The sequence below is a fragment of the Flagellimonas aequoris genome, assembly GCF_003584165.1.
GTDB classification, from domain to species: Bacteria; Bacteroidota; Bacteroidia; order Flavobacteriales; family Flavobacteriaceae; genus Flagellimonas; species Flagellimonas aequoris.
In genome coordinates this window covers 168,336-186,185 of record NZ_QXFJ01000030.1, presented here as the reverse complement: position 1 = coordinate 186,185, position 17,850 = coordinate 168,336, and the positions used below count along the sequence as shown (strand labels likewise).

Sequence of the window (17,850 nt, the reverse complement as noted above, 5' to 3'; positions counted from 1 at the left end):
AGTAGGAAATAATCAACATCCATAGTTAACAATTCCAAAATCCCATTCGTCATTTTCCACTCCAAAATCGTAAATTTGCACTTTCTAAAACCGCTCAACGCACCACTCGTATGATCCATTTTTTTGGGGACAAGGCTACCAAGGTTTTTGCCGTCCAGACCACACAGGAAATTGCTCAGGAAGACAACAGTAAACTGACATGGTTGTTCGGCAACCAACCCAAGATTGAAGCGGCGTCACTCGACGCCTTTTTTGTTGGCCCACGCGCCGCCATGGTCACGCCCTGGAGTACCAACGCCACCGAGATTACCCAGAACATGGGCATTTCGGGCATCATCCGAATTGAGGAGTACCATGCTGTTTCCGAGGATTTTATGGATTACGACCCCATGCTCTCCCAAAAATACAGGAGCTTGGGACAGGATATTTTTACCATCAACATCGTTCCCGAACCCATTTTGGAGATTGAGGACATTGCCGCCTACAACCAAAAGGAAGGTTTGGCCTTGAGTGATGAGGAAGTGGATTACCTAGAAGGATTGTCCAAAAAACTCGGCCGTAAGTTGACGGATTCCGAGGTGTTCGGTTTCAGCCAAGTAAACTCGGAGCACTGCAGACATAAAATTTTCAACGGGACTTTTGTAATCGATGGCGAAGAAATGCCCACTTCCCTATTCAAATTGATCAAGAAGACCTCCGAAGCCCACCCTAATGATATTGTTTCGGCCTATAAGGACAATGTGGCCTTCATCAAAGGGCCCAAGGCAATCCAATTTGCTCCCAAAAGTGCCGATAAACCCGATTTTTACGAAGAAAAGGAATTCAATTCCGTGCTTTCGCTAAAAGCGGAGACCCACAACTTCCCTACCACAGTAGAGCCCTTCAATGGTGCTGCAACAGGTTCCGGAGGTGAAATCCGAGATCGTTTGGCTGGAGGAAAAGGTTCACTGCCCTTGGCCGGGACTGCCGTATACATGACCTCCTACTCCCGTTTGGAGCAAAACCGTCCGTGGGAAAAAGGAATGGCAGAAAGGGAATGGTTGTACCAAACCCCAATGGATATTTTGATCAAGGCGTCCAATGGTGCTTCCGACTTCGGGAATAAATTTGGACAACCCCTGATCGCGGGTTCCGTTTTGACCTTTGAACACCAAGAAGAAGCCCGAAAATTGGGCTTTGATAAGGTTATTATGATGGCTGGTGGAATCGGGTATGGCAAAACCGAACAGGCATTGAAAGACACCCCAAAAACGGGAGACAGAATAGTCGTTCTAGGTGGGGACAATTACCGCATCGGAATGGGCGGAGCGGCCGTATCCAGTGCCGATACGGGCGAATTCAGTTCTGCCATCGAGTTGAATGCCGTACAACGTTCCAACCCCGAAATGCAAAAAAGGGCTTCCAATGCCATCCGTGGTTTGGTGGAAAGTCATGACAACCCTATCGTTTCCATTCACGATCACGGTGCAGGTGGCCACTTGAACTGCTTGTCCGAATTGGTGGAAGAAACCGGTGGAAAAATCGATACGGACAAACTCCCTATCGGTGACCCTACCCTATCCAAAAAAGAATTGATCGGCAATGAATCCCAAGAGCGAATGGGATTGGTGATCGGTGAAAAAGATATTGAATTATTAGATCGTGTAGCCGCCAGGGAGCGTTCGCCCATGTATCAGGTGGGAACCGTTACTGGAGACCACAAATTCACCTTTACCTCCGGTACAACAGGTGAAACCCCCATGAACTTGGAGCTTTCGGATATGTTCGGAAGTTCACCCAAGACCATCATGGCAGACACCAAAGCCCAACAAACCTACCCTGCCCTTTCCTATTCGCTGGAATATTTTCATGATTATTTGGAACAAGTGCTACAATTGGAGGCTGTAGCCTGTAAGGACTGGTTGACCAACAAGGTGGACCGATGCGTAGGTGGTAGAGTGGCCAAACAACAATGTGTCGGACCACTTCAACTGCCATTGAACAACGTTGGGGTCATGGCATTGGATTTTAAAGGTAAGGAAGGGATTGCGACCAGCATCGGGCACTCCCCCGTCTCGGCCTTGATCGACCCTGTTGCGGGAAGTAGAAACAGTGTAGCAGAATCCTTGACCAATATGGTTTGGGCCCCTTTACAAGATGGTTTGAAATCGGTTTCCCTGTCCGCTAACTGGATGTGGCCTTGCCGCAACAAAGGAGAGGATGCACGTTTGTACGAAGCAGTAAAATCCCTTTCGGATTTTGTGATCGAACTGGGCATTAATGTGCCTACCGGGAAGGATTCCCTTTCCATGAAACAAAAATATAAGGACGGTGAAGTACTTTCCCCTGGAACCGTAATCATTTCTGCAGCAGCTCATTGTGATGACATTACCAAAATTGTGGAACCTGTTCTTCAAAAAAATGGTGGAGACATTTATTACATCAATTTTTCCAAAGATGCCCATAAATTGGGCGGATCGTCCTTTGCCCAAATCTTGAACGGTATTGGGGATGAGGCCCCATCCGTTTTAGATGCGGCTTATGTGAAAACGGTTTTCAATACGCTTCAACAATTGATCAAGGACGGACAGATTTTGGCCGGCCACGATATTGGTTCCGGAGGTTTGATCACCACCTTGCTGGAAATGTGTTTTGCCGATAACTACCTTAGTGCCGAACTGGATTTGACTTCCATAGGCGAATCGGATATCATCAAACTGTTGTTCTCGGAAAATATTGGTGTGGTACTTCAGTCCAAGGACAGTTCCGTCGAAAAAGTTTTGGCTGAAAATGGCATTGCATTCAACAAAATTGGAAGCGTATCCACTGGTAACATTCTGCATATCAAAAACAATGGTGTCGAAATTGGCCTAAATATCGAATCCCTTCGGGACACTTGGTTTAAAACTTCCTATTTATTGGACAGCAAACAGACTGCCAATGGTTTGGCCAAGGACCGTTATGACCACTACAAGGAGCAACCCTTGGTGTATCATTTCCCTGAAAACTTTACAGGGAAACTCCCAATGGCTTCGACTTCGCTCAGCCATCGCCCCAAGGCTGCCATCCTTCGTGAAAAAGGAAGCAACTCGGAACGCGAAATGGCCAACGCTATGTTTTTGGCCGGTTTTGATGTAAAAGACGTGCACATGACCGACCTCATCACAGGTAGGGAAACTTTGGAGGACATCCAATTTATTGGTGCCGTGGGAGGATTTTCTAACTCAGATGTGTTGGGCAGTGCCAAAGGTTGGGCAGGTGCTTTCAAATACAATGAAAAAGCCAACAAGGCCTTGAAGAATTTCTTCGCAAGACCCGACACCCTTTCCGTGGGTATTTGTAACGGTTGCCAGTTGTTCATGGAGTTGGATCTCATCAACCCAGAACATGAGACCCATGGCCGCATGACCTATAACGATTCGCACAAACACGAAAGCAATTTTACTTCGGTAAAAATTCAGGAGAACAACTCTGTGATGCTTTCCAACATGGCCGGTAACACCTTGGGAGTTTGGATCAGTCATGGTGAGGGAAAATTCAGTTTGCCGCACAATGAAGAGCAATACCACATTGTAGCAAAATATGGTTATGAAGGCTATCCTGCCAACCCTAATGGAAGTGATTACAACACCGCCATGCTTTGCGATAAAACAGGTAGGCATTTGGTGACCATGCCCCATATTGAGCGATCCACCTTTCCATGGAACTGGGCCCACTATCCAAAGGATAGACAAGACGTGGTTTCACCTTGGTTACAGGCCTTTGTGAATGCTAGGGAATGGTTGGAAGCCTTGGATAATTAGTAATTTAAGGACATCATAGTGTGAATTATTTAGGGATTTTTCAAAATTTCCCTATGGTAATTGTTAAATCGTTTTCTTTGTTAAGCTCCGATTTGCTAATTTGCAATCGCTTTACATAAAACTTACTATGCAATCTGTTACCCGATTATTTGATTTTCCCTATTACCAGCTTGAAAAACGCCCCCTAGAAAAGTCATTGGTTACCAAATTCAATGGCAAATGGGTAGCAACCTCTACACAAGAATATTTGGACAAGGCCAATGCTATAAGCAGGGCTTTGTTGCGCATGGGTGTGCAACCCAATGACAAGATTGCCATTATTTCCATGACCAATCGTACCGAGTGGAATATCATGGATATCGGTGTTTTGCAGATTGCCGCACAGACCGTTCCTATTTATCCAACTATTTCGGAGGAGGACTACGAATACATCTTGAACCATTCCGAGGCAAAGTATTGTTTCGTTTCCTGTGCCGAGGTGTTGGAAAAAGTTTTGATGGTAAGTTCCAACTTGAAGCACTTGAAAGAAGTGTATTCCTTTAATGAACTGGACAATTGCAAAAATTGGAAAACGGTGTTGGACATGGGGGCCGATACCTCCAACCAAGAGGATGTTGAAAAGTTGAAAGATTCTGTCAATCCGATGGATTTGGCTACCTTGATCTATACTTCAGGAACTACGGGAAGGCCCAAGGGGGTAATGCTTTCACACGATAATATTGTATCGAACGTCATATCCAGCGAAAAAAGGGTGCCGTTTGAATCCGGGGCGACTGCCTTGAGCTTTTTACCTGTTTGTCACATTTTCGAACGGATGATTTTATACCTATACCAATATTGTGGTGTGGAAATCTATTTCGCCGAAGGTTTGGACAAGATCAGTGACAACGTAAAAGAAGTAAAACCACACGTAATGACGGTGGTACCCCGCTTGTTGGAAAAAGTTTATGATGCTATTATCAGCAAAGGTGCTGTACAGCCAGGCATTAAAAAGAAACTGTTTTTCTGGGCGGTTGAAGAAGGCCTTAAGTTTGAACCCTATGGAGCCAACGGTTGGTGGTACGAAAAGAAATTGGCACTAGCCCGCAAGCTGATTTTTAGCAAATGGAAGGAAGGCCTTGGTGGCAACTTGGAAATTATGGTGTCCGGTAGTGCCGCCTTGCAGACGAGGCTCGCACGGGTATTCGGAGCAGCTGGCATGCCCGTGATGGAAGGGTATGGGTTGACAGAAACCTCTCCCGTGATTGCCGTGAACGACCAACGCAACAAAGGTTGGAAGATTGGCACAGTGGGAAGAATCATCGATGGCGTGGAAGTAAAGATTGCCGAGGACGGTGAAATTCTATGCAAAGGTCCCAATGTAATGATGGGCTATTACAAAGATCCCGAGAAAACCTCAGAGGTGATGACTGGTGATTATTTCCATACCGGGGATATTGGTGAAGTGGATGCAGAAGGCTTTTTGAAGATTACCGACCGTAAAAAGGAAATGTTCAAGACGTCAGGTGGAAAATATGTAGCTCCGCAGATTTTGGAGAACCGGTTCAAGCAATCCCGTTTCATTGAACAAATAATGGTCATTGGCGAGGGAGAAAAAATGCCAGCAGCATTTATCCAGCCCAATTTTGAATTTGTTCGGGAATGGGCCAAAAGACATGGCATCGACCTTGGGAACAATTCGGAGTTGGTCAAAAACGAAAAGGTCATTGCCCGTTTTCAAGACGAAGTGGACTTGGCTAATGAAGAATTTGCCAAATGGGAAAAAGTGAAACAATTCCGATTGACCCCCGATGTTTGGAGTGTGGATGGAGGACACCTTACCCCTACCATGAAATTGAGAAGAAAACCAATCAAGGAAAAATATATTACGCTATACAATGATATTTATGGATATTGAACAGTCATCAATAACCAATTGACAATAAAAGTCATTCTGAGCGAAACGAAGAATCCCAAAGAACACATGGTTAAATAGATACTTTGCTATGCTCAACAGGTGAAATCCACACACATGTCACTCTGAACGTAGTAAAAGAAAAAATCTAGAATTCCATTTCATTAAAATATAGGGCAACACTTGGTTTTGGTCATTCTGAACAAAGTGAAGAATCCAAACACCATTACTTCCCTGCATCACTTTCCTTCCGTAGAACAAAATTTATCTTCCCCTTAACCATAATTTATTATGCATGCATAATAAATTTTTATATATTTGAGAACACCAAACCGGTTCTATGAAAGATTTGACCATTGACTATGCTCTGAGAGCTACATGGCAAGCGGTGAGCAAGATGTACAATGAAGAGGCCAAAAACTATGGGCTAACCATGGCCATAGGTTTTACCTTGCTCAGCATTGATCCAAAAGGAGGTACGCCAAGTACTACCCTAGGACCTAAAATGGGCATGGAAGCTACGAGTTTGTCAAGAATATTGAAGACCATTGAAGAACGGGGTTATATTGAACGTAGACCCAACCCTAATGATGGAAGAGGAGTACTGATCTATCTTACTGCATTGGGGCTTGAAAAAAGGGAAGCATCCAAAGATGTAGTTCTTAGATTCAATGAAGTGGTCAAAGAGCATGTTTCCGAACAGGATTTGAATGGTTTTTTTAAGACCATAGATATCATCAACAAACTTATCACGGATAAGAAAATCTATATAAAAACAACTAATAATTAATTTACAAACCCGCACATGAAAAGGCGTATAAACAAAGTTGCCGTAATCGGTTCCGGAATCATGGGAAGTGGCATTGCCTGCCATTTTGCCAATATCGGGGTCGAGGTATTGTTATTGGATATTGTTCCGCGTGAACCCAACGACAAGGAAAAGGCAAAAGGGCTTACCTTGGCAGATAAAGTGGTCCGTAACCGTTTGGTGAACGATTCTTTGGCTGCCGCCCTCAAGTCCAAACCCTCCCCTATCTATCACCAAAAATTTGCTGACCGAATTACTACAGGAAACTTGGAAGATGACATTGCCACGGTTTCTCAAGTGGACTGGATCATTGAGGTGGTCGTGGAACGGTTGGACATTAAAAAACAAGTTTTTGAAAATCTGGACAAACACAGGACCCCTGGGACATTGATTACCTCCAACACTTCAGGTATCCCAATTCATTTTATGAGTGAAGGGAGAAGTGAAGATTTTCAAAAACATTTCTGCGGAACGCACTTTTTCAATCCTGCGAGATATTTAAAACTTTTTGAAATCATTCCTGGTCCGAAAACTTCACAGGAAGTTTTGGACTTTTTGAACGGTTATGGGGAGCAATTCTTGGGCAAGACCTCTGTGGTAGCCAAAGATACTCCTGCCTTTATCGGGAACCGAATCGGGATTTTCAGCATCCAAAGTCTTTTCCATGCCATAAAAGACCTTGGCATGACTGTGGAAGAAGTGGACAAGCTTACCGGACCCGTCATCGGGAGGCCAAAATCTGCCACTTTCAGAACTGTTGATGTTGTGGGGTTGGATACTTTGGTTCATGTGGCCAACGGAATCAGTGAAAACTGTACAGATGACGAACGCCACGAACTCTTCCAACTTCCCGATTTCATCAAAACCATGATGGAAAACAAATGGTTGGGCAGCAAAACAGGACAAGGTTTCTATAAAAAAGTGACCGGAAGCGATGGTAAGAGTGAAATTCTTACCCTTGACTTGGACACCATGGATTATCGTTCCAAAAAAAGCGCAAAATTCGCCACTTTGGAACTCACCAAAACCATTGACAAGGTCATCGACCGTTTTCCTGTCTTGGTAAATGGAAAAGACAAAGCCGGGGAGTTTTACAGAAAGAGTTTCGGGGCTCTTTTCGCTTACGTAACGCACAGGATTCCAGAAATTTCGGATGAACTCTATAAAATAGATGATGCCATGAAGGCCGGTTTCGGCTGGGAACATGGTCCCTTCCAAATTTGGGACGCCGTTGGGCTGGAAAAAGGTCTGGAACTCATCAAGGCCGAAGGTTTCGAAGCGGCCGCTTGGGTCGCTGATATGAAGGCTACAGGAATCAATTCCTTCTACACCGTAAAAGATGGTGCCACCTATTTCTATGACATCTCCAAGAAGTCCATGGAGAAAGTTCCAGGACAGGATGCCTTCATCATTCTGGACAATATTCGTAAATCCAACGAAGTGTTCAAGAACAGCGGCGTAGTGATTGAAGATTTGGGTGATGGAATCCTCAACTGCGAGTTCCAGTCCAAGATGAACACCATTGGTGGTGATGTATTGGCCGGATTGAATAAAGCTGTGGACCTCGCTGAAAAGGATTTTCAGGGATTGGTCATCGGTAACCAAGGAGCCAATTTCTCCGTGGGGGCCAATATCGGTATGATCTTTATGATGGCTGTGGAGCAAGAATACGACGAACTCAACATGGCCATAAAATACTTTCAGGATACTATGATGCGGATGCGATACTCTTCCATCCCTACGGTGTCCGCACCCCACGGGATGACCTTGGGTGGTGGTTGTGAACTTTCCATGCACGCTGATAAAGTGGTGGCTGCTGCCGAAACCTATATCGGATTAGTGGAATTTGGTGTAGGGGTGATTCCAGGTGGAGGTGGTTCCAAGGAAATGGCCTTGAGGGCCTCTGACACCTTCCGTAAGAATGATGTGGAACTAAACGTATTGCAAGAGTATTTCTTGACCATCGGTATGGCCAAAGTATCCACTTCTGCATATGAAGCTTATGATTTGGGTGTCCTTCAAAAAGGTAAGGATGTGGTTGTGGTCAACAAGGACCGTCAAATAGCAACCGCCAAAGCACATGCCAAGTTGATGGCCGAAGCAGGATACACCAAACCGGTCAAACGCAAAGATGTAAAAGTGTTGGGCAAGCAAGCTTTGGGTATGTTCTTGGTAGGAACCGATTCCATGGAAGCCGGTCACTACATTTCTGAACACGACAAGAAAATTGCCGATAAATTGGCCTATGTGATGGCCGGTGGAGACCTGTCCGAACCTTCGTTTGTGACAGAACAATACCTGTTGGATCTGGAACGAGAGGCATTTCTTTCACTTTGTACCGAAAGAAAGACCTTGGAGCGTATCCAACATATGTTGAAAACCGGAAAACCCCTCAGGAATTAGATGATCTGGATCATTAGATCGTTCGATTATTCGAACAGACATATCTGACTATTCAGCAATCCAAAAATCAAAGAATCCAAAAAGAAATGAAAACAGCATATATAGTAAAAGCATACAGAACAGCCGTGGGCAAGGCCCCGAGAGGTTTGTTCAGGTTCAAGCGACCCGATGAACTGGCCGCCGAGACCATTGAATATATGATGAAGGAACTCCCACAACTGGACAAAAAACGAATTGATGACGTCATTGTCGGAAACGCCATGCCAGAAGCCGAACAAGGGCTCAACATGGCCAGACTGATTTCTCTGATGGGACTTAACATTGAGGACGTGCCTGGAGTAACGGTAAACAGATACTGCGCTTCAGGACTGGAGACTATTGGTATTGCAACCGCAAAAATCCAATCGGGAATGGCAGATTGTATCATTGCCGGCGGTGCGGAAAGCATGAGCTACATCCCCATGGGAGGCTATAAACCAACCCCCGATTATGCCACGGCCAAAGAAGGTCATGAAGACTATTACTGGGGAATGGGCCTTACCGCGGAAGCAGTGGCCAAGCAATTCAACGTTTCACGGGAAGACCAGGATATTTTTGCCTACAATTCCCACATGAAAGCTCTAAAAGCTCAAGCTGAGGACCGTTTTCAAGACCAAATCGTACCGATTGAGGTAGAGCATACCTTTGTGAATGCCGCAGGTAAAAAAGAGACCACTACCTATACCGTCAACAAAGACGAAGGACCAAGAGCAGACACGAACATTGCAACCCTCAACAAATTGAGACCCGTTTTTGCTGCAAATGGAAGCGTTACCGCAGGGAACTCATCCCAAATGAGTGATGGAGCCGCTTTTGTGATGGTCATGAGCGAAGAAATGGTCAAGGAACTCAACCTGGAACCCATTGCTCGCTTGGTCAACTATGCCGCAGCCGGTGTGGAACCACGTATCATGGGTATTGGACCAGTGAAAGCCATTCCGAAAGCCTTGAAACAAGCCGGGATGCAACAAAGCGACATCGATTTGATCGAATTGAACGAAGCCTTTGCCTCACAATCCTTGGCTGTAATCCGTGAGCTTGGGCTTGACCAAGATATTGTGAACGTTAACGGAGGAGCCATTGCTTTGGGGCACCCTCTGGGTTGCACCGGGGCCAAACTTTCCGTACAACTCTTTGATGAAATGCGGAAACGCAGCATGAAAGGCAAATACGGCATGGTGACCATGTGCGTTGGTACAGGTCAAGGTGCCGCAGGCATCTATGAATTCTTGTCCTAAGAACCAAGACAGTGGGAACAAAGAATCAAGACAAACATGCATAATTTCAAGAAAATGAAAATTTGGAAAGAGAGCATGGACTTGGTTTCAGAATCTTATAAAATTACTAGGAACTTCCCTGATTTTGAAAAGTTTGGGTTGGCAAGTCAGATGAATAGGTGTGCAATCTCAATTCCATCAAATATTGCTGAAGGTTCCAGCAAAAGTTCCGATAAGCACTTTCGGAACTATCTTGAAACTAGTTTAGGCTCTGCCTTTGAATGGGAGACCCAATTGATTATCGCATTGAATGAGCAATACATCTCAAAGGAAATTTTTGAAAAATTAGAACATAAAATAAAACAAGTACAAAAAATGATTTCAAGTTTTCAACTCAATCTTGACACCTAGTCTTGGCTCTTGATTCTTGATTCTATTAATCTAAACAGCAACTATGGAAACAACAGAAAAAGACATATTGAGAGGAGGTCAATTTTTGGTCAAGGAGACCAACTGCGAAGATGTGTTCACCTTGGAAGACCTCAACGAAGAACAAAAAATGATGCGCGAAAGCACCAAGGAATTTGTAGACCGGGAGCTTTGGGCACATTGGGAACGATTTGAGAAAAAAGACTACGCCTACACCGAAGAGTGTATGAAAAAGGCTGGGGAACTGGGACTTTTAAGCGTTGCCGTTCCTGAAGCTTATGGCGGTATGGGAATGGGATTCGTATCCACCATGTTGGTGTGCGACTATATCTCTGGGGCCACAGGATCTTTTAGTACCGCATTCGGAGCACACACCGGGATTGGTACCATGCCGATTACCCTATACGGTACCGAAGAGCAAAAACAAAAATATGTGCCCAAATTGGCCACTGGCGAATGGTTCGGCGCCTATTGCTTAACAGAGCCAGGTGCTGGTTCTGATGCCAACTCCGGAAAAACCAAGGCCGTACTTTCTGCGGATGGTAAATTCTACAGCATCACAGGGCAAAAAATGTGGATCTCCAATGCTGGGTTCTGCAACATGTTTATTGTGTTCGCACGTATCGAGGATGATAAGAACATCACCGGTTTTATTGTGGAGAACGACCCGAGCAATGGTATCACCTTAGGTGATGAAGAGAAAAAGTTGGGCATCCACTCCTCCTCTACCCGTCAGGTGTTCTTTAATGAGACCAAGGTTCCCGTGGAAAACATGCTTTCCGAAAGGGGAAATGGTTTCAAAATAGCCATGAATGCCCTCAATATTGGTAGGATCAAATTGGCTGCGGCCTGTTTGGAAGCCCAACGTCGTATTGTGAACGAGGCCACCAAATATGCCAACGAGCGTATCCAGTTCAAGACACCGATCATAAACTTCGGGGCCATCAAGGCGAAGATAGCCGATATGTCCACCAATGTTTATGTGGATGAATCAGCCTGTTACCGTGCCGCCAAAAATATTGAAGATCGCATTGCACTTCGCGAAGCAAGCGGTAATACCCACCAAGAAGCGGAACTTAAGGGTGTGGAGGAATATGCAATCGAGTGTTCCATCTTGAAGGTAGCCGTTTCCGAACACGTACAGCACACCACGGATGAAGGCATTCAGGTTTTTGGAGGAATGGGCTTTAGTGCCGATACCCCAATGGAATCAGCGTGGAGGGACGCCCGTATTTCCAGAATTTACGAAGGAACCAACGAGATCAACCGTATGCTGTGTGTGGGCATGTTGGTGAAAAAAGCCATGAAAGGCCATGTGGACCTTTTAGGCCCTGCTACTGCAGTAGGTGAAGAATTGATGGGAATCCCTTCTTTCGACACGCCCGATTTTTCAGCTCTTTTTGCTGAAGAAAAGGACATGATTGCACGTTTGAAAAAAGTATTCCTGATGGTGGCCGGTAGTGCCGTACAAAAATTTGGCCCAGACTTGGAGGAACATCAAATGCTGTTGATGGCCGCTTCGGATATCTTGATCCAAGTATATATGGCCGAATCGGCCATTCTCCGTACCGAGAAAAACGCAAAACGCTTTGGTGAAGAGGCCCAAGCAACCCAAATTGCCATGTCCAAGCTGTATTTATACCGGGCTGTGGACATCATCCAACAAAAAGCCAAGGAAGCTGTGGTTTCCTTTGCCGAAGGTGATGAACAACGCATGATGTTGATGGGATTGAAACGCTTCACCAAGTATACGAACCAACCCAATGTTGTGGCCCTTCGCACGCAAATCGCGGATAAAGTTGCAGCTGATAACGGGTATACCTTTGACTAATTCAAATTTTGCTGGGATGAAAACCCATAGGATTTGAAAAACGCCCCAAATTGGGGCGTTTTTTATTTAGCTGATGGACTCTAAAATCTGTTCATCACTCTCTTTCCTAGAGAAATTGATGGCACATTCGATCAAAGCCAAATGGGAATACGCTTGCGGCATGTTCCCCAACAATCTTTTGGTCTTAAAATCGATGTCCTCGCTGAACAATCCCAAATGGTTGCTGTACCCCAATAAACGTTCAAAATGTTCAAGGGCTTTTTCCTCTTCCCCAATTTTGAACAAACTGTTGATGAACCAAAAAGTACAAATGGTAAAGGATGAAGAAGGTAATCCAAAATCATCCTCGTTTTTGTATCGATACAAAAGGCCATCGTTACTAAGGCCTTCCTCAATCGCTTTAACGGTATTGACAAATTTGGGATCCCTCGCATGGATGAAACCGTAGGACTCCATCAACAAAACCGATGCATCCAAATGCCGCGATCCATAGGATTGTACAAAAGCATTGATATCAGGGTTCCAGGCGTTTTTATGGATATCCTCCTTAATCTGCTGTTCCAGTCCGGTCCATTTTTCAATCTTGTGGGTCTTCCCGAACATTTTGGCCACTTTGATGGCCCTATCCAAGGCCACCCAGCACAGTACCTTGGAGAACGTGAAATGTCTATCCTCGCCCCTAAACTCCCAAATGCCTTTGTCAGGCTCTTGCCAGTGGTTGCCTACGATCCAGACTATGCCCTTGGTAATGCTCCAGAGTTCTTCAACGTTCTCAATGTCATTACTGAAAGATCGAATCTGTTCGTAGATCACATCCATCAAAATGCCATAGATATCATTTTGTTTTTGCATATAGGCCGCATTCCCTATCCGTACAGGTTTGGAACCTTGATAGCCCTCCAAATGGTCCAATGAAATCTCGGTCAGATTTTTCTCTTTGTTGATGCCATACATGATCTGCAACTTCTCATCCTTATCGGGCATCAGGTCAATGATAAACTGAAGAAAGCGTTTGGCCGAATTCTTGTGGCCCAGTTCCGATACCACTTTTATCACCATGGAGGCATCCCGAATCCAACAAAAACGATAATCCCAGTTTCTAACCTCACCTATAGTCTCGGGTAAGGAAGTGGTCGCTGCAGCCAGCACTGCTCCTGTTTTATCATAAGTGAGCATTTTAAGCGTAATGGCGCTTCTGATAATTTCGTTGTTGAATTTTTTGTAGGTCGGGGTCTTGTCCACCCAATCCAACCAATATACCTTGGTCCTCTCAAGCTCTAAGGCCATTTTTTCCGTGGTCGGTCTCAGAATTTTTTCGTGGTAGCAAATCAGGAAATACTCATCACCTTCCAGAGTAATCACCTTGCCATCCAATATACTTTGCTTATGGATAGAAGTGTATAGGAACAGGGTATCATACTTCATTTCATGGGTGATGCTGGCAATAAAATCCTTTTTGATGAAATGCTTGGTCTCGCCCATGGCATATTCCAACTTCGGATCATATTTTACAACCACTTTGGGCTTCCCGGAAATGTGTTTCACAAACCGGATGATCTCTGGAGGCGCCATATACTTTCCGTTCATCTTGTGGTGCCTTGGCATAAAGTCGTGCACTTCAAAAACATCATCCCCTTGGGTGAAACGGGTCACCAATATGGCCGTGTTCTGAAAATATTCCTGATGGATCGTGCATTCTCCCTGGGGAATGATCTCGAAACTGCCTCCCTTTTTCTCATCCAATAACTTGGCAAAAATAGAAGTGGAATCAAATTCAGGTAGGCAACACCAATCCAAGGAACCTTCCTTGGAGATCAAGGCAGCACTTCGACAATTACCGATAATTCCATAATTCAGGTTGTCCATAGTTCAAATATTCTCAAAAGGGTTAGAACAAATTGGTTTTGCGGTCGAATTTCCCGAAATTTAAAGAAACAAAAAACTAAAAACAGACAAAAACCATCCTTTTATGGGCAAAACTATCATTATCTCAAACCGATTACCCGTACAATTACAAATTAGCAATGGAACCATCAATGCTATACCAAGTGTGGGAGGATTGGCCACAGGAATGAAATCGGTGCACAGTGGTAGCGAAAGCCTATGGATCGGTTGGTCCGGACTTACAGATGAGGAAACACCTCCCGAGCTTGAAGATGATATCGACAAGGCACTGGCCAAAAATGGCTGTGCCAAGGTAAAATTGAATGCAGGGGAAATCGATGGTTTTTACTTTGGTTTTAGCAACAGAACGGTATGGCCCTTGTTCCACTATTTTTTGGAATATTCCGAATTTGAACTTGATTTTTGGAACACCTACAAAGCAGTGAACCAAAAATTTGCGGACGCCATCATCGAGAAGTCAGATGAGGATGACACCATTTGGGTACACGACTACCAATTGATGCTCGTGCCACAAATGGTCCGGGAAAAAAGACCCGATACTACTATCGGCTTCTTTTTGCATATCCCTTTTCCATCGTATGAAATCTTCAGGACCCTACCCTGGCGTGAAGAGATATTGGAGGGCTTGTTGGGCTCCGATCTGATCGGCTTCCACACCTATGACTATGAACGGCATTTTTTGAGCTCCGTGAGAAGGCTGTTGGGGCTCGATGTAAGCTTCAATGAGATTTATTTGGATAATCGGGTAATCAAGGTGGATTCCTTTCCAATGGGAATCGATTATAAAAAATTCAAGGACGCGGCCATCCTTCATTCCTCAAAAAGTGAAGGTGAACGCAGTGATCTGCAAATGCGATTGGATAGCCACAAGGCCTCCGCACCCGATACCAAGCTTATCCTTTCAATAGACCGATTGGATTATAGTAAGGGCATCGCTAAGCGCATCAATGCCTTTGAATATTTTTTGAACAAGTACCCCGAATACAAGGAAAAAGTCCGGTTGATCATATTGGCCGTCCCTTCACGTTCCAATGTGCCCCAATACCAGTTGCTAAAAAAAGAAATTGATGAATTGGTCGGACGCATCAATGGGGAGTTATCCACAGTAAATTGGACCCCCATTTGGTATTTTTACCGCTCTTTACCTTTTGATAACCTCATCGACCTGTATACTTCAAGCGACATTGCCTGGTTGACCCCGCTTCGGGATGGTATGAACTTGGTTGCCAAGGAATATATCGCTACCAGAACCGATAAAACCGGTGTCCTTATCCTAAGCGAGATGGCAGGATCGGCCTACGAAATGAACGAAGCCCTTTTGATCAACCCCAACAATTTTGAGGAACAGGCCGATACTTTGAAAAGAGCATTGAACATGCCAGTAGAAGAACAAATATCCAGGAATGAATTTCTGCAAAATCGGCTGGAACGCTATAACGTGGAAGTATGGGCCAAGGAATTCATGCGTGCATTGAACGAAAAAAGGGATGTGAGCAAAGCCTTTATTTCAGAGAAAATGTCGAAGGATATTTTGAACAATATTGAGACTGAATATTCAAAATCGAAAAAACGGTTGTTGTTCTTGGATTATGATGGTACTCTGGTAGGATTTCACAAGGATCCCCAAAAAGCCTCCCCTGATGAAGAACTCTATGAATTGTTGGACGAACTCCAGAACCAAGAGAATACCACCCTGTTTCTGATCAGTGGGCGTGACAAGCAAACCTTTGGACGTTGGTTCCTTCCCAAAAAGTACAACATGATCGTGGAACACGGGGTTTGGATTTCCAAGGAGGGACATGAATTTAAGATGCTGGAACAGGTAAAAGGAGAATGGATGGCCAAGATCCGGCCCGTATTGGAATCCTTTGTGGACCGGACCCCTGGATCCTTTATTGAAGAGAAAAACTATTCCTTGGCCTGGCACTATCGGAACACCGACCCTGATTTTGGTGAAAAACGCGCCACCGAGCTTAACACAGTGTTGAGAAGTTTAATCGGAAATGACGACATTAGTGTTTTGAACGGAAACAAGGTCATGGAAATCAAGAGCAGTAATGTAAACAAGGGGCGCGCCGCCACTCGGATGATGAGCGAAGATGATTACGATTTCGTCTTTGCCATAGGGGACGACTGGACCGATGAGTTTATGTTCCAAGAATTACCCGAATCGGCCATAACGGTAAAGGTGGGCCTTAAAAAGACTCATGCCAGATACCATGTGGAAAATACAAGAAGGGTACGGGAACTTTTAACACGGTTTGCCAAACCATGATTTCCAGAATTGTCTTCATCGCCAGCTTGTTAGGGGCTACTCTCCTAAGTGCCCAGCCTAACACTGAGGTATATCTTTTTGATCTGTCATTCCAAAATGGCGTGCCGTTATTATCCAACCCAAAGAACATTTCCAATAACGATGGGTATGACAACCAGCCGTCCTTTTGGGACGATGACACGGTGCTTTTTGCCTCCACAAGGGATGACCAAACGGATGTAAGACGATTGAACATCAACGAGGGGAGTACCTACAAATGGTTGACCAATACCCCAACGGGCAGTGAATATTCCCCGTTGAAAATTCCTGGTAAAAATGCCTTTTCTGCCATTCGATTGGATTTGGATGGTCTTCAGCGACTTTACGATTACGACCTGAAAACTGGCGAATCTACCCCAATCACCAATCTAAAGATCGGGTACCATGTTTGGGTGAATAAAGAACTGTTGGTCGCTACAGTATTGGTAGAAAACCGGATGGATCTGGTGGTCATCAATCTAAAGGATAATAGCCATTACACAGTTCAAAAAAATGTGGGACGGTCGTTACACAAAATACCTGGCACCAATCGTATCAGCTATATCGATAAAAGTAAAAAGCAATGGGAAATCAAATCCATGGACCCCGTCTCTGGCGCCACAAACAGCATTGCCAAAACTTTTGAAAATGAAGAGGATATCTGCTGGTTGAACGAAAATATAATCATCACAGGTCATGAAAAATCACTTTTGACCTTTAACGTCAAGAATGGTGTGAACTGGGAACCCCTGATGACCTTTGATCAAGAAGAAATCAACAAAATTTCACGTATTGCCATAAATCCAAGCAAAACACGATTGGCCTTTGTGGCAGAGGATTCTCCAGCCAAAATTGTACAAAAACAATTGGATGCCTACAACGCAAGGGACATTGATGCCTTTTTGGATACGTATTCCGAAAATGTCAAGTTGTATAATTTTCCCAACCAACTTTTTTCTGAAGGCAAAAATGCTATGGAAACACAGTATGGCAGTTTTTTTGAAAATACCCCAGATCTGCACTGTACCATAAAAAATAGGATCGTAATGGGCAACAAGGTCATTGACGAGGAATCGGTGACTGCAAATGGCTCCACATTCTCTGCGGTGGCCATTTATGAAGTGGCAAATGGCAAAATTGTAAAAGTTACATTTTTACGTTGATCTCTTTTTTTCTACTTTCATCAGATCAAAACCAAACCTCAATTAATCAAAAGAAATTCTGCTCTTGTATCTATCGAGCTTTTCAG

The 17,850-nt window shown here is 44.5% G+C and carries 10 protein-coding genes; 9 read left to right on the top strand and 1 reads right to left on the bottom strand.

Going from position 1 to position 17,850, the window contains the following annotated elements; all coding sequences use genetic code 11:
• The first annotated feature begins 110 nt into the window (after positions 1-110).
• From purL to D2U88_RS14165, 7 genes are all read left to right on the top strand, one after another.
• Entirely contained in the window at positions 111-3,782 is a 3,672-nt protein-coding gene (gene purL / locus D2U88_RS14195; RefSeq protein WP_119641208.1) for a phosphoribosylformylglycinamidine synthase, read from the top strand.
• Positions 3,783-3,909: 127 nt separating this feature from the next.
• A complete protein-coding gene (locus D2U88_RS14190) occupies positions 3,910-5,679 on the top strand; it encodes an AMP-dependent synthetase/ligase (protein WP_119641207.1) in 1,770 nt (589 codons plus the stop codon).
• Positions 5,680-6,016: 337 nt separating this feature from the next.
• Positions 6,017-6,466 (top strand): MarR family winged helix-turn-helix transcriptional regulator, encoded by a 450-nt coding sequence (locus tag D2U88_RS14185; RefSeq protein WP_119641206.1) that lies wholly within the window; start codon positions 6,017-6,019, stop codon positions 6,464-6,466.
• A gap of 15 nt (positions 6,467-6,481) precedes the next feature.
• Complete coding sequence (locus D2U88_RS14180; RefSeq protein WP_119641205.1) at positions 6,482-8,887, top strand: 3-hydroxyacyl-CoA dehydrogenase/enoyl-CoA hydratase family protein; 2,406 nt, start codon at positions 6,482-6,484, stop codon at positions 8,885-8,887.
• Between the two features lie 86 nt (positions 8,888-8,973).
• Entirely contained in the window at positions 8,974-10,164 is a 1,191-nt protein-coding gene (locus tag D2U88_RS14175) for an acetyl-CoA C-acyltransferase (RefSeq protein WP_119641204.1), read from the top strand.
• Between the two features lie 54 nt (positions 10,165-10,218).
• Entirely contained in the window at positions 10,219-10,554 is a 336-nt protein-coding gene (locus tag D2U88_RS14170; RefSeq protein ID WP_235855796.1) for a four helix bundle protein, read from the top strand.
• A gap of 43 nt (positions 10,555-10,597) precedes the next feature.
• Positions 10,598-12,403: an acyl-CoA dehydrogenase family protein gene (locus tag D2U88_RS14165; RefSeq protein WP_119641202.1), complete on the top strand. Its 1,806-nt coding sequence runs from the start codon at positions 10,598-10,600 to the stop codon at positions 12,401-12,403.
• Between the two features lie 66 nt (positions 12,404-12,469).
• On the opposite strand, the gene D2U88_RS14160 is transcribed toward D2U88_RS14165, so the two are convergent.
• Positions 12,470-14,269 (bottom strand): glycoside hydrolase family 15 protein, encoded by a 1,800-nt coding sequence (locus tag D2U88_RS14160; protein ID WP_119641201.1) that lies wholly within the window; start codon positions 14,267-14,269, stop codon positions 12,470-12,472.
• A gap of 103 nt (positions 14,270-14,372) precedes the next feature.
• Here D2U88_RS14160 and D2U88_RS14155 point away from each other — a divergent pair, with 103 nt between their 5' ends.
• On the top strand, positions 14,373-16,583 hold the full coding sequence (locus D2U88_RS14155; RefSeq protein WP_119641200.1) for a bifunctional alpha,alpha-trehalose-phosphate synthase (UDP-forming)/trehalose-phosphatase: 2,211 nt from the start codon (positions 14,373-14,375) through the stop codon (positions 16,581-16,583).
• Complete coding sequence (locus D2U88_RS14150; RefSeq protein ID WP_119641199.1) at positions 16,580-17,764, top strand: nuclear transport factor 2 family protein; 1,185 nt, start codon at positions 16,580-16,582, stop codon at positions 17,762-17,764. Before D2U88_RS14155 ends, D2U88_RS14150 begins: the two co-directional genes overlap by 4 nt.
• The last annotated feature ends 86 nt before the right edge of the window (positions 17,765-17,850 follow it).

Excerpts from the sequence above, each read along its gene's own strand:
- D2U88_RS14185 (WP_119641206.1), top strand. The coding sequence starts at position 6,017 with ATGAAAGATTTGACCATTGACTATGCTCTGAGAGCTACATGGCAAGCG.
- D2U88_RS14160 (WP_119641201.1), bottom strand. The coding sequence starts at position 14,269 with ATGGACAACCTGAATTATGGAATTATCGGTAATTGTCGAAGTGCTGCC.
- D2U88_RS14155 (WP_119641200.1), top strand. The coding sequence starts at position 14,373 with ATGGGCAAAACTATCATTATCTCAAACCGATTACCCGTACAATTACAA.
- D2U88_RS14190 (WP_119641207.1), top strand. The coding sequence starts at position 3,910 with ATGCAATCTGTTACCCGATTATTTGATTTTCCCTATTACCAGCTTGAA.
- D2U88_RS14170 (WP_235855796.1), top strand. The coding sequence starts at position 10,219 with ATGAAAATTTGGAAAGAGAGCATGGACTTGGTTTCAGAATCTTATAAA.
- D2U88_RS14175 (WP_119641204.1), top strand. The coding sequence starts at position 8,974 with ATGAAAACAGCATATATAGTAAAAGCATACAGAACAGCCGTGGGCAAG.
- D2U88_RS14180 (WP_119641205.1), top strand. The coding sequence starts at position 6,482 with ATGAAAAGGCGTATAAACAAAGTTGCCGTAATCGGTTCCGGAATCATG.
- D2U88_RS14165 (WP_119641202.1), top strand. The coding sequence starts at position 10,598 with ATGGAAACAACAGAAAAAGACATATTGAGAGGAGGTCAATTTTTGGTC.
- D2U88_RS14150 (WP_119641199.1), top strand. The coding sequence starts at position 16,580 with ATGATTTCCAGAATTGTCTTCATCGCCAGCTTGTTAGGGGCTACTCTC.
- purL (WP_119641208.1), top strand. The coding sequence starts at position 111 with ATGATCCATTTTTTTGGGGACAAGGCTACCAAGGTTTTTGCCGTCCAG.